This window comes from Xanthomonas sp. WHRI 10204, from assembly GCF_040202875.1.
Taxonomy (GTDB): Bacteria; Pseudomonadota; Gammaproteobacteria; order Xanthomonadales; family Xanthomonadaceae; genus Xanthomonas.
Genome location: NZ_JBEGDW010000003.1, coordinates 78,993 through 91,580 on the forward strand (window position 1 = coordinate 78,993; position 12,588 = coordinate 91,580).

Here is a 12,588-nt window from a genome sequence, read left to right on the forward strand (position 1 = left end):
TGTGCTCACCGCCAGATGGGCGCGGCCGGTGCTCGGTGCTCGGTGCTCGGTGCGGCATGGTCCACTCGTACACTCCGGTTCCTCCGCGCCATCCGCACCCACCTGACGACTGCTCGCTACGTTTTGTTAGCCGCTCTAAACCCAGATCGTGCCGCATGATCCTGTGTGGACGACGAGAAGCGTAGTGCATAGCGTGACATTCCCGTCATCAGTGGCTGGCCGATCACGCGGCGCGCGTGCGGTCCACGGGTGTGATCTGCCTCGATGGCATCGAGCTCGACGAACCTCATCGGTCACGCTGTGCCGGTGCCGGGCCGGGCAATCCGCTCGGCAACCGCCCGATCACAGGTTCGCCCCGCGTCGGCCACGCCCACTCGGTCGCCCAAATGCGCGCGGCCTGCCACCGTCGACAACGGCGCAGACACGACTTCTGGCAGAGGCACCCGGCCCGCGTGGCGGGTAGCATCGGACGGTCGCGCCGACCGCATTGCGCGCTCCTTTCGTCCCGGAGAGTCCTACATGCCCACCCCGTTGCCGATGCGGCAGCTGTTCGCCGCCCTCGCCCTGGCCGTCCTGCCGGTCATCGCCAGTGCGCAGGCACCCAGCGTCACCGAAGCCGACTATGCGCGCGCCGAACGTCTGATCGGCTACCTCACTCAGCCATTGGTGGATCACACGGCCTCACGCATCGACTGGCTGGACGCCACCCACCTGGTCTATGTCGACCACGATGCCAAGGGCGACCGGCTGCTGCAGCTGGATACCGCCACCGGCAAGACCGCACCGATCTTCAAACAGTCCGCGCTGGTCGCTTCGCTTAACACGCTATTGAAGACCGGCAACAAACCGCTCAAGGCCGACACCTTCGCGCCGGTGGTCAAGGTCACAGCCGATGGTCGTTACCGCCTCAATGTGCGCGATACCGCCGTGATCTGCGATGCGCGTGCGCGTTGCAGCAAGCTGTACGCCAAGGACAAACCGGAACCTGGCGTCTTGTCGCCGGACAAGCGCAGTGAAGCCTTCATTCGCGACTGGAACCTGTGGGTACGCGATCTGGCCAGCGGCCAGGAAACCCAACTCACCCGCGATGGCGTGGAAAATTTCGGCTATGCCACCGACAACGCCGGCTGGCAGCACAGCGATCGCGCCATCGTGGCGTGGTCGCCGGACTCGCGCAAGATAGCGACATTCCAGCAGGATCAGCGCAAGACCGGCGACATGTACCTGGTCAGCACCAAGCTCGGTCATCCCGAGCTGCAGGCGTGGAAATACCCGCTGGCCGGCGACAAGGACGTGACCATGATCGAGCGCGTCATCATCGATGTGCCATCGCGCAGCGTGGTGCGTTTGAAGATGCCGCCGGACCAACACCGCTCCACCTTGTGCGATGACGTCAGCTGCGACGGTGCCTGGGACGATGCGAAATGGGCACCCGACGGCAAGACGCTGGCATTCGCCTCCACTTCGCGTTTCCACAAGCAGACCTGGTTCCGTATCGCCGATGCCGCCACCGGCGAGGTCCGCACCGCGTTCGACGAAATCGCCAAGACCTATTACGAAAGTGGGCAGGTGGCCGCCAATTGGGCGTATCTGCCGGGCAGCGATGAAGCGGTGTGGTTTTCCGAACGCAGCGATTGGGGTCAGCTGTTTCTCTACGACCTGCGCACCGGCAAGCCCAAGCACGCCATCACCACTGGCGAAGGCAACGTCACCGAGCTGTTGCGCGTAGACCCGGCGACACGCACCGCCTGGTTCATGGCAGTCGGCCGCTCGCCGGGCGTGGACCCGTATTACCAGCAGCTGTGGAAGGTGAGCCTGGATGGCGGCGCGCCGGTATTGCTCACGCCGGAAGTGGCCGACCACAGCGTCGTGCTATCGCCCGACGGCGCGCGCTTTGTCGATACCTATTCCACCTCGCTGACGCCACCGGTCACGCTGCTGCGCGACGCCGCCGACGGCCGCAGCATCAGCACGATAGCCACTGCCGACATCACCCGCCTCAAGGCCGCCGGCTGGGTGCCACCGGAGCCGATCACGGTCAAGGCGCGCGATGGCAAGACCACGCTGTACGGGTTGATGTTCAAGCCCAGCAACTTCGACGCCAGCCGCACGTATCCGGTCATCGATTACATCTACCCCGGCCCGCAGACCGGCTCGGTCCGCGGTCGCCGGTTCTACGCCGGCCATGGCGACAATCAATCGCTGGCCGAACTCGGTTTCATCGTCATCGCCATCGACGGCATGGGCACGCCGTGGCGCTCCAAGGCCTTCCACGACACCTGGTACGGCGACATGGGCGACAACACCTTGCCCGACCAGGTCGCCGGACTGAAGGAACTGGGGCAGCGCTATCCGTGGATGGATCTCAACCGTGTCGGCATCTGGGGGCACTCCGGCGGCGGCAACGCCTCCACCGGCGCGATGCTGCGCTACCCCGACTTCTTCAAGGTGGCGTGGTCGGAAAGCGGCAACCACGACAACCGCGGCTACGAAGACGACTGGGCGGAGAAGTATCACGGCGAGCACATCGTCAATAAAGACGGCACCTCCAACTACGACGACCAGGCCAATGCCACGCATGCCAGCAAGCTCAAAGGCAGGCTGATGCTGGTGCACGGCACCCTGGACGACAACGTGCCGCCGTATCTCACCCTGCTGGTGGCCGATGCGCTGATCAAGGCCAACAAGAACTTCGACATGCTGATGCTGCCCAACGCCAAACACGGCTACGGCGAGATGACCCCATATGTCACCCGCCGCCGCTGGGATTATTTCGTGCAATACCTGCTCGGTGCCACGCCGCCAGCGCAGTACCAGATGAAGCCGATGCCGTAGAAGTGATGGAAGCGAAACTACGAAGTGCGCTTAGCACACAGGCGCTCTGTCACAAACAGCCGACAGAGCGCATTCCATCTCAAGGCGTGGCGGACAGACGGCTACAGGTTTCTTTCCATTTCGTCCACCCTGTCTGTCGACCGCGCGTCACTTTCTCAAACACCACCCGGAGGTGCGAGGCCCCGCCATGCTGAGCGCATACATCCGCTGGTATGCCGATGTTTCGGTGCAGGCTTAGCTTGTAATCTACTCGGCCAACGATCTTCAAAGGAACTGAAATGCAGTTGTCACAAGGTCAACGCGTCCCGCTGTCTACGCTGATCCAGCAGCCCAGGTTCGACTTCGTCACCCAGATCGCCTCAAACCGCACTATCGATTACGTGTGCTTTGGTCTCGACGCAGCCGGCAAGCTGTCCGACGACAGTTACATGGTGTTTTTCAATCAACCCAGTAGCCCATGCGGCAGTGTCCGACAGCATGCGGACGGGCGCTTCGAGCTGTCCTTGGCAAGCCTGCCGACGACGATCGATCGCCTGGTCTTCACTGCCTCCATCGACGGCCAGGGCGTCATGCACGACATCGACGCCAGCCATTTCAGGCTCCAGGCCAGTGGCCAGGAGACTGCACGCTGCAGTTTCTCCGGCACAAGCTTTGCCGACGAAAAAGCGATCATGGTCGCCGATATCTACCGCAGCAAGGATCAGTGGCGCATCGTCGCCAACCTGCAGGGTTTCAATGCCGGGCTGGATGCATTGGTGGCCCACTTTGGCGGTGAAGTCTCCGAGCCGCCGGCAGTGCCCGCAGCGGCAGGTACGCTCGCGTCTGCAGCGAAAGTCTCGCTGGAAAAGCGGGTGGGCGATGTGGCACCGCAATTGGTCAGCCTGGCGAAAAAGGCACAGGTCAGCCTCGAAAAAGCCCGGCTCACCGACGTCAAGGCACGGATCGGGTTGGTCCTGGATGCCTCCGGCTCGATGAGCGCTCAATACAGCCGAGGTCATGTTCAACAGGTGGTCGATCGCCTCATCCCGATGGCGGTCCATTTCGATGACGACGGCGCACTGGATTGCTGGGCATTCGGTGCAACTCCATGCCAGCTGTCACCTGTGACACTTCATAACTTTTCGGGCTATATCGAGCGCGATTCGGGTGGCTGGAAGAAATGGTCACTCGGCCCGCGCATCAACGATGAGCCCAAGGCCATGCGCATGGTGATCGACTACTACAAGCAATCCAAGGACCGTACCCCGGTCTACATCCTGTTTATCAGTGACGGCGGCGTGCATCAGGATCGCGAAATCACCCAGCTGATGAAGGAAGCCGCTGCACTGCCGATCTTCTGGCAGTTTGTCGGCCTGGGTGGCCGTGGCTACGGCATCCTCGAGAAGCTCGATGACATGCGTGGCCGTGTCGTGGACAACTGCAATTTCTTCGCACTTGATCGGCTGGATCAGATTCCCGAAGAAAAACTTTACGACCTGCTGATGGAAGAGTTTCCCATGTGGCTCACCGCAGCGAGAGCGAAGAACATCCTGTAAGACAAGGCGTCAGGCCTGGCTGGCGCCGGTCGCCTTGCCTGCAAGCGACACGCACGGCTCACTTGGCCGTGCTGCCACCCAGCTGCTTGCTCAAGAACGCCAGCAAGCGCGTGTAGTACTCGCGTCGATGCGCTTCGGTGTAGAAGCCGTGGCCCTCGTTGGGGAAGTACAGCGACTCCACCGGCACGCCGGCGCCTTTCAACGCGCGCTCCATGGCCTTGGTATGTTCGATCGGCGCGCGCTCGTCCTTGCCGCCGGCCGCCAGAAACACCGGCACCTTGATCTGCCGTGCCAGGGTCACCGGCGAACGCGCAGCCAAGGTGTCGCGTGCGCCCAGCCAATCGACCGTCCAGTTCTTTGCCCAACGCGCGGAGCGCCCGGTATCGCGCGCCATCATGTCCAGATCGTAGACACCCACATAACCGGCCGCGCAGCGATACAGCGCCGGCTCCTTGGCCACGCCCATCAGCGCTGCATAGCCGCCGTAGCTTGCGCCATAGATGCAGATGCGCGATGCGTCGGCAATGCCTTCGCCGATGGCCCAGCGGGTGGCATCGGTGACATCGTCCTGCATGCGTCCGCCCCACTCCCTGGCACCGGCCTGGGTAAACGCGTAGCCATAATTGGCCGAGCCGCGGTAGTTGACACGCAGCACCGCGTAACCGGCTGCCGCCAGCAACTGGGTGTCGTCATCGAACTCCCACTTGTCGAAGATCCCGAACGGGCCGCCATGCGGCATCACGATCAACGGCAGCGGCTTGCCGGCTTGCGCATGCAAGGGCTGGGTCAGGTAGCCATGCAGCACCAAGCCATCGCGCGCCTTGAAGCTCACCTGCCTGGTCGCCGGCACTCCATCGGGCGGAAACCACTCACGACGGCTGAACACACGGTCGGCCTTCTTGCTGACCGTGTCGAACAGATAGTAATCGCCGTTGTTGCGATCGCTCCACACATACGCCAGTACCACGCGGCGATCGCTGGTGGCTGAGGTGATGTAGACCGCGTTGCCATCGAAGGCTTTTTCCAGGCTGCGATACAACTTGGCGGTGGGCGCTGTTTCGTCGAAGAAACGATTGCGCACGCGATCGCTCATATACGACGCGCCGATCGGCGTGGTGCCGTCCAGATCGCGCAGGATGTGGTACGGGTCCACGGTATCGTCGTGCAAGAGCGGGGTTGCCTTGCTGGTTGCCGGGTCCCACGCCACCAGCACATCGGTGCCGGTGGCCTGCTCCACCTGCAGATAAGCGCGACTGCCATCGGCGGAAAAACCCAGCGGGAATTCGCGATGCTTGCTGGTGGCCGCATCGTTGATCAGCCGCCACGGTGCGTCGTCGTTGTCGCGGTAATACAGCTTGCTGATGTTGCTGATGTCCAGGCCGTTGGCAAAGCGGATCCGCCCTTGCTGGTCGGTCACAAACCCTGCCCGACGGACCGGCGAGGTGGCCACGGTCGTGCGCCGACCGGTCTGGATATCCAGCTTGTCGATGCGGACGTTGGGATCGCCCACGAACGGAACCGCCGACACCAGGATGTTGCGCGCGTCGCCCGGCAAGGTGTCCAGCATGTAGGTGGCCGGGTCCAGGTCCATCTTCAACTGCGCGCCGTTGATATCCGGATTGGTGCCGTACGGGCTGGCCAACAGGCGACCGTTCTTGCCGTCGGCATCGATGGCATGCAGCTGGCCGATGGCCACCGGCTCGTCGCGCGAGCCAAGCCGCTGCGCCATCGACACCACGATGCGCTCATCGCTGGCCCACCAGAAATCGTCCACCACGCTGTTGACGCCGCCGGTGACCTTGGCCGTGGCCACCTTATCCTGCCGCCGCACGATGCCCAGCACGGTGCGGTCTTCCAGCGGCATGGTCAGTGCGAGATAGGCACCGGACGGCGAGATCTTGATCCGCTCGAACTGGTCGCTCTTGAGATAAGGCGCCAGATCCACGGTTTCCGACGCGCTCTGCGCGACTCCCGGGCTTGCCACTCCCCATGCCAGCACACTCAGCACGCCTATCGTCCAACCACGCATATCGCCCCCGCGACCTGTCCTTGAGAGGTGCATGGTGGCAAACGACTGCCGCCGCGTCCATGCCCCCATCAGCGCAATCGGTGATGCTGCAAACCTGCGACTGGCTGGCCTGATGCGCTCAAACCTACTGCGGTCGATGCCGCAAGCGGCCTAAACGCATGCTCCGCATCAACCGACAGACGGCGGCCGCTGGCCGAGCAAGCCGATGCGCCGGAACCACATTTCCAACGGCACCGTCACCAACGGCGGCAGCGCGGCCAGCAGGCTCAGCACCCAGGCCCACCACGGCCAACGCAGCCGCAGTGCGGCAAGCACGCTCACCACCACGTAGAAGAGAAAGGCGGCGCCGTGCAGGCGACCGAACAGCCACACCACCACCTCGGTGGTTTGTGTGCCGTACTTGAGCACCATGCCGAGCAACAGCCCGGCCCAGGTAACGCCTTCGATCAAGGCGGCAACCGCAAACAGCCGACCCATCGGCGACAACGCAGCAGCAGAACGCATGCAACACTCCAGTGGCTACTCAAGGATTGCCGCGACGCGATGGCGGCGGCGACGCCCGCTGGCAGCGCCAGTTTACAGGCAAGACCAAGTGAACCGGCACGTGGCGCTGCCAGTACACGTCCCGCGCTTGCTGATGGTTGCAGCACGCACGCAGCGTCCTACGGCTCGGCGCATCCACGCGCATCCCGGCGATAATGCCGGCACTGTTGTCCTGACGCCCCACACCATGCGCATCGCTCTGCTGCTTTTACTACTCACTGCCTTACTACCCGCCACCGCAATGGCACTAAAAATGCACGATGGCGACCTGCTATTCGTCACCGCAGCGCGCAGCGGCCTGAGCGGCGCCATCGACGACGCCACCGCCACACAGGGCGAACGCAGCTTCGACCATGTCGCGCTGGTGGCACATGCCGGCGATACCGAGGTGGTACTGCATGCCGACGAACAAGGCTCGCGCGAGCAATCGCTGCAGGCATTCATCGATGAGGCCACCGCCAAGCAGCGGCAGATCGTCGTGTACCGGCTCACCCCCGCGCATCGCCCCGCCATTGCCGACGCCATCGCGCAGGCGCGGCGCATGCTCGGCAAACCGTACAACCAGACCTACGTGCAGGACGACAACAGTTACTACTGCTCGGACTTCATCGAGCGCGCCTTCCGCGCACATCAGGTGTTTGCGCTGCAACCGATGAACTTCAAAAACCTGCAGACCGGCAACGTGTCGCTGTACTGGACCGACTTCTATCGCAGCAAGGGCATGGACGTGCCGCAGGGCCTGCCCGGCACCAATCCGAACGATATGGCCAAGGCAGCGGTGTTGCGCGTGGTTGGTCCGTTGAACTGAAGGCGTGTTTTTCCGCGGTTTTAGCTGGTTGGGAGCGCTGCGCCGTTCGATCATCGAAGACTTTGGACCCAGGCGTGTTGTACGGTGCCAGGTGCCTAACGCTTCTTTCAGGTCGACTGACATCATCGATGTCTACACGCGTCCAACGCCACAGAGCAGGTACGCGCGGTTCGCCGCGTCTCCTCGTCTAGATGTCATCTGCACTACTGCAACAACATTGCGCTCTAGCGCCACACAGGAGGCTGTCTTGAATAAGCTGTTATCAGCAGGATTGGGAATATTGCTTCTGGCTGGCTGCGGCAAGGCACCAGCACCAGCACCACCGCCAACACCGGCTCCTGCAGCGACGCCACAGCCAACGGTGTCAGCGCGTACGCCCGCTCACGCACCCGGTAGCCAGCGTGGCGAGGGCCAACCGTATGAACTGGCCGATACGCAGGTCTGGGACGTGCCCGATCCGGCGACAGGTCGCACCTACCAGGTCTTCGTCGCCCTGCCACGTGGCTATGCGGACAATCCACAGCGCCGCTACCCGGTGCTGTATGCCACCGATGGCGACTATGCGTTTCCACTGGTCAAGCAGATCGCGCGTCGCTTGAACGGCGAAGGGCCAGCCATCGAGGATTTCATTCTGGTTGGGCTGTCCTACGCAGTCGGCGACGAGCCCATGCCGAGCCGCAGACGCGATTACACGCCCACACCGGAAGATGGCCCAACCGCAGCGCCCGTTGCCACCCACGGCAAGAGCGCCGACTACATCCGCTACCTGCGCGATCGCGTGCTGCCGTTCGTTGCCAACCGCTACCGAACCGACGAACAGCGCCGCCTGTATCTGGGGCATTCGTACGGCGGCCTGCTGGGCACGCAGATCCTGTTGAGCACACCGGACATGTTTGCCGGCTACATCCTGGGCAGCCCATCGTACTGGTACGGCGAGCACGCGATGGTGGCGCAGGAAAAAAGCTTTGCCGCCTCGCATACCGACCTGCCAGCACAGGTGTACATGTACGTCGGCGAGTACGAGCAGGTGCGCTATCACCAGAATTACGACATGGTCATCGACGCACAGCACATGGCACAGGCACTGCGCGCGCGACACTATCCGTCGTTGCAGGTCGAGCTGGACGTTCTCAATGACGAGGACCACCTGACCATCGGGCCACGCGGCGCCACCCACGGCTTGAAGGCCTTGCTCGGGATAAAGACTTCTGATCGGAGCGAGCGGTGAAACATCGGGTGCTGGCTGGATGCAAGGTCCCGATGTCGCTACGGGCAATTGCGCTGCTGGCAGTCGCACCGTGTTCGCTGATGGCCGCAGCGCCGACACTGCCGGGCGCAGGGTTCGAGGTCGAGCGCTATCACGTGCAACTCCGCCCGGATCTCTCCACCACCGCACTCTCCGGAACACAGCGCATCAGCCTACGCAGCACCTCCGACCACCTCACCCAGCTGACGTTGATGCCCCCCCACTTCCGGCACATGGCACAAATGTAACAGCGCTTATACATTTGATTTATGAGCGCACCATCTCCGACCCTAGGCACCCTGGTCCGTCACCTGATCGAGCTGCTTGATGGCGATCTGGAAGCGGTCTATGCCGCTGCAGGGCTGGACTGGCGGCCGCGCTACACACCCGTCCTGCGCGTCCTGCTGCGATCAGGGCTGCTGCCTATCAAGGCTCTAGCGCAGGAGATCGGCATCACCCACTCCGCTGCCAGCCAGACCGTGGCGCAGATGACCAGGCAACGGCTCACCGTGTTGAAGCCAGGTGCCGACGCGCGCGAACGCATCGTGGCACTGACGCCGAAGGCAAAAAAGATGGTGCCTGCGTTGCAACAACAATGGGCCGCGACCAACGCAGCCGCCGCACAGCTCGATCAGGAGCTGTCCGTTGCGCTCTCCGCTGTCCTTGCTGAAGCCATTGCCGCCTTGCAGCACCGCTCATTCGCGACTCGTATCGCAGCCGCCTCAGACGCGTCATTCCGTTCAACCACCCGCTAGCAACCACCCCACAGGACGTCCCCAATGCAAGCACCCACGCCATCGGTTGCCAATAGCGCACTGGCCACGCACAGCCAAACGCCCCACCGGATCGCGCTGGGCGAGCGCAAATTCCTGCATCCCGGCCGCCTACGCTGGCTGCGAGCGATTGCCTGGGCGGTCCTGCTGCTGGTGGTGGTCGCCACGCTGGCGCCCATGGCTGGCAGAGGCATCGGCAGCCTGCTACCCAAGGACTCCGGCCCCCTGCAGCTGGTCGCCAGCCTGATCGGCATCGCAGTTGGATTGGCGGTCTACGTGTTGGCGGTGCGCCTGGCCGAAGGGCGCACCGCCAGCGAGCTTGCGCTGCGCCCGATGCTGCCGCAGCTGACCATCGGCTTGGTGATCGGCGCGGCCATGTTCGCCGCGGTCATGGGCATCATGGCGCTGTTCGGGCTGTACGACATACAAGCGCTGGGCCCGGCGCCAGCCTGGACGGCGGTGCGCAAGGCCTTGCAGGCCGGGGTGATCGAAGAGCTGTTGTTCCGCGCCATCTTTCTGCGCCTGGTATGGCGCGCGTTCGGCCCGTGGGTGGCGTTCGCCGCCTCTGCTGCACTGTTCGGCTTCGGCCATATCGCCAACCCGCATGCAACGGCGTTTGCGGCGATTTGCATCGCACTGGAAGCCGGCATCCTGCTTGGCGCGTTCTACGCCTTGACCGGCCGCATCTGGATGTCGATCGGCGTGCATATCGCCTGGAACTTCACCCAGGGCTATCTGTTTGGTGCAGCGGTTTCCGGAACCGACATGGGCCCGGCCATCGCCCGCAGCACGGCCCGTCCCGGATTTCCCGAATGGCTCACCGGCGGCGCCTTCGGCCCGGAAGCCTCGCTACCCGGCGTACTGATCTGCCTGGCGGTGGGTCTGGCGGTGTTGTGGATGGCGTGGCGCGCGGGCAGCTTTGCAAAGCAACCCTGACCCGTCTTGGCGATGGCAATACGCTGCCGCGTCTGCATGGTCGGGCAGCGCCATGGCGCACCCACCGCATCGCCGTTTCATGGCGGCACGACCACCCGGGCATGCATCGCGCACCGCGTGATGCCACGCGTCGGGCAAGATCGTCACGCCTGGACGCCAGCACACATCGTCATGGCACCGCCTTGTCATCGCGCAGACATCCGGCCTCCTAGGCTCTGAGCACCAACAACCTGATGCGCGCCTGCTGGCTCTACGTTGGAGTCCGTCGGTACGCCCTTGCAGAGGTGCACATGGCGTTGATCCACTCCATTTTGATGAGCGCCGTCGCCGGCATGCGCTCGATGACCCCGCTGGCTGCAGTGGCCAACGCTGCACGCACCGGCAAGCTTCCTGCCGACAACGGCGCGCCGGCGTTGCTTGCCAATCCCCTGGCATCGGCTGGCATGCTGGCACTGGCCGGCGGCGAGCTGGCCGGCGACAAAATGAAAACCGCTCCGGACCGCATCGTGCTGCCCGGCATGATTGCCCGCATCGCCACAGGTGTCATCGTCGGCACCGCATTGGCACCGCGCGAACAACGTGGCATCGCAGCATTGCTCGGCGCCACAACAGCGGTTGCCGCGGCCTATCTCACCTTCAATGCGCGCATGCGTGCGATCGAACGCTACGGCCAGACCAGTACCGGTGTTGTCGAAGACGCCATCGCGGTGGGTGCGGCGACGTTGATCATTCGGGATGCGGCCAGGCGTTAGTCCAAACAGGGAAGCTGCGTCTCAACCACCGCGCCCATGCGCTGCTTGCAGATCCAGCACCGGCCCCATCGGCACGATAGCGGCCGGGTTGATGCTGTCGTGACTTTGGTAGTAATGCCCCTTGATGTGCTGAAAATTCACCGTGTCTGCAATACCGGGCATCTGATAGAGCTCGCGCAGAAATCCGGACAACTGCGGATAGTCGGCAATCCGTCGCAGATTGCATTTGAAGTGACCGACATACACCGCATCGAACCGGATCAGTGTCGTGAACAGCCGCCAATCTGCCTCGGTGAGCGTGGCACCGCAGAGATAGCGTTGCTCACCCAGGCGCGCCTCCAGCCAATCCAGCGTCTCGAACAGCGGCACCACCGCTTCTTCGTAGGCAGCCTGCGTGGTGGCAAAGCCCGCCTTGTACACGCCGTTATTGATGGTGTCGTAGATGCGCGCGTTGAGCGCATCGATCTGCTCGCGCAACCGGGCCGGATAGAAATCGCCTTCGGCCGCACCAACTTCATCGAAGGCGCTATTGAACATGCGGATGATATCGGCCGACTCGTTACTCACCACCGTGTTGCGCTCGCGATCCCACAACACCGGCACGGTCACGCGCCCGGAGTAATGCGGGTCGGCCTTGAGATACACCTCGTACAGGCGCGTGGCGTGGTGAATCGGATCGGCCACCACACCCGGGCCGGGATCGAACGTCCAGCCCTGGTCGCGCATCAACCAATTCACCACCGACACATCGATCAGCGGCTCCAACCCCTTGAGGCGGCGAAAGATCAAGGCGCGATGCGCCCACGGGCACGCCAGCGACACATACAGGTGATAACGCCCCGCTGCCGCCTGAAATCCGCCGCCCCCATGCGGCCCCGCTGCGCCGTCGCACGTCACCCAGTTGCGAAATTGCGATTGCGAACGCTCAAAGCGCCCATCGCTCTTATCGGTGTCATACCAACGGTCTAGCCACTTGCCATCGACCAGCAGGCCCATGGTGTTTCCTTGCACTGCAGAACAGGCAAGCACCGTAGCCCAGCCATGTTGGAAAACACGTGAGCGGGCCTGCGATTACAGCGCGTGTGCTTACCGCGCAAGTCGCTTCAGCAGGTCGCAGCGCGCGGCCTGATG

Annotated in this window: 11 protein-coding genes and 1 other RNA gene; 9 read left to right on the top strand and 3 right to left on the bottom strand. The window is 63.4% G+C overall.

What is annotated here, in order from left to right:
- The first annotated feature begins 56 nt into the window (after nt 1-56).
- From ABQZ00_RS17430 to ABQZ00_RS17440, 3 genes are all read left to right on the top strand, one after another.
- Nucleotides 57-132, top strand: a non-coding RNA gene (locus ABQZ00_RS17430) — sX9 sRNA.
- Between the two features lie 387 nt (nt 133-519).
- Complete coding sequence (locus ABQZ00_RS17435) at nt 520-2,835, top strand: S9 family peptidase (protein WP_323538621.1); 2,316 nt, start codon at nt 520-522, stop codon at nt 2,833-2,835.
- A gap of 278 nt (nt 2,836-3,113) precedes the next feature.
- Complete coding sequence (locus ABQZ00_RS17440) at nt 3,114-4,370, top strand: VWA domain-containing protein (protein ID WP_323538620.1); 1,257 nt, start codon at nt 3,114-3,116, stop codon at nt 4,368-4,370.
- 58 nt (nt 4,371-4,428) lie between these two features.
- On the opposite strand, the gene ABQZ00_RS17445 is transcribed toward ABQZ00_RS17440, so the two are convergent.
- On the bottom strand, nt 4,429-6,399 hold the full coding sequence (locus tag ABQZ00_RS17445; protein WP_323538619.1) for an alpha/beta hydrolase family protein: 1,971 nt from the start codon (nt 6,397-6,399) through the stop codon (nt 4,429-4,431).
- Between the two features lie 168 nt (nt 6,400-6,567).
- Nucleotides 6,568-6,903, bottom strand: a complete 336-nt coding sequence (locus ABQZ00_RS17450; protein ID WP_323538618.1) for a DUF3817 domain-containing protein — start codon at nt 6,901-6,903, stop codon at nt 6,568-6,570.
- 211 nt (nt 6,904-7,114) lie between these two features.
- Between ABQZ00_RS17450 and ABQZ00_RS17455 the strand changes: the two genes are divergently transcribed.
- The 6 genes from ABQZ00_RS17455 (at nt 7,115) to ABQZ00_RS17480 (ending at nt 11,457) form a co-directional block, all read left to right on the top strand.
- Nucleotides 7,115-7,750 carry a YiiX/YebB-like N1pC/P60 family cysteine hydrolase gene (locus tag ABQZ00_RS17455; protein WP_323538674.1) on the top strand — a complete coding sequence of 212 codons (636 nt, stop codon included), beginning with the start codon at nt 7,115-7,117 and terminating at the stop codon, nt 7,748-7,750.
- A gap of 277 nt (nt 7,751-8,027) precedes the next feature.
- Nucleotides 8,028-8,978, top strand: coding sequence for an alpha/beta hydrolase (locus ABQZ00_RS17460; RefSeq protein ID WP_323538673.1), 951 nt, complete (start codon nt 8,028-8,030; stop codon nt 8,976-8,978).
- A gap of 32 nt (nt 8,979-9,010) precedes the next feature.
- Nucleotides 9,011-9,244, top strand: coding sequence for a hypothetical protein (locus ABQZ00_RS17465; RefSeq protein WP_323538617.1), 234 nt, complete (start codon nt 9,011-9,013; stop codon nt 9,242-9,244).
- Nucleotides 9,245-9,265: 21 nt separating this feature from the next.
- Nucleotides 9,266-9,751 (top strand): winged helix DNA-binding protein, encoded by a 486-nt coding sequence (locus tag ABQZ00_RS17470; RefSeq protein ID WP_323538616.1) that lies wholly within the window; start codon nt 9,266-9,268, stop codon nt 9,749-9,751.
- A 24-nt stretch (nt 9,752-9,775) separates the two neighbouring features.
- Nucleotides 9,776-10,705, top strand: a complete 930-nt coding sequence (locus tag ABQZ00_RS17475) for a CPBP family intramembrane glutamic endopeptidase (RefSeq protein ID WP_323538615.1) — start codon at nt 9,776-9,778, stop codon at nt 10,703-10,705.
- A gap of 290 nt (nt 10,706-10,995) precedes the next feature.
- On the top strand, nt 10,996-11,457 hold the full coding sequence (locus ABQZ00_RS17480; protein ID WP_323538614.1) for a DUF4126 family protein: 462 nt from the start codon (nt 10,996-10,998) through the stop codon (nt 11,455-11,457).
- 21 nt (nt 11,458-11,478) lie between these two features.
- Here the strand turns inward: ABQZ00_RS17480 and ABQZ00_RS17485 are convergent, their stop codons facing one another.
- Nucleotides 11,479-12,453 (bottom strand): glutathione S-transferase family protein, encoded by a 975-nt coding sequence (locus ABQZ00_RS17485; protein WP_323538613.1) that lies wholly within the window; start codon nt 12,451-12,453, stop codon nt 11,479-11,481.
- Nucleotides 12,454-12,588: the final 135 nt, after the last annotated feature.

Bases quoted from the DNA above. Each gene is read 5' to 3' on its own strand.
- ABQZ00_RS17435 (WP_323538621.1), top strand. From the start codon at position 520: ATGCCCACCCCGTTGCCGATGCGGCAGCTGTTCGCCGCCCTCGCCCTG.
- ABQZ00_RS17440 (WP_323538620.1), top strand. From the start codon at position 3,114: ATGCAGTTGTCACAAGGTCAACGCGTCCCGCTGTCTACGCTGATCCAG.
- ABQZ00_RS17445 (WP_323538619.1), bottom strand. From the start codon at position 6,399: ATGCGTGGTTGGACGATAGGCGTGCTGAGTGTGCTGGCATGGGGAGTG.
- ABQZ00_RS17450 (WP_323538618.1), bottom strand. From the start codon at position 6,903: ATGCGTTCTGCTGCTGCGTTGTCGCCGATGGGTCGGCTGTTTGCGGTT.
- ABQZ00_RS17465 (WP_323538617.1), top strand. From the start codon at position 9,011: ATGTCGCTACGGGCAATTGCGCTGCTGGCAGTCGCACCGTGTTCGCTG.
- ABQZ00_RS17470 (WP_323538616.1), top strand. From the start codon at position 9,266: ATGAGCGCACCATCTCCGACCCTAGGCACCCTGGTCCGTCACCTGATC.
- ABQZ00_RS17475 (WP_323538615.1), top strand. From the start codon at position 9,776: ATGCAAGCACCCACGCCATCGGTTGCCAATAGCGCACTGGCCACGCAC.
- ABQZ00_RS17480 (WP_323538614.1), top strand. From the start codon at position 10,996: ATGGCGTTGATCCACTCCATTTTGATGAGCGCCGTCGCCGGCATGCGC.
- ABQZ00_RS17485 (WP_323538613.1), bottom strand. From the start codon at position 12,453: ATGGGCCTGCTGGTCGATGGCAAGTGGCTAGACCGTTGGTATGACACC.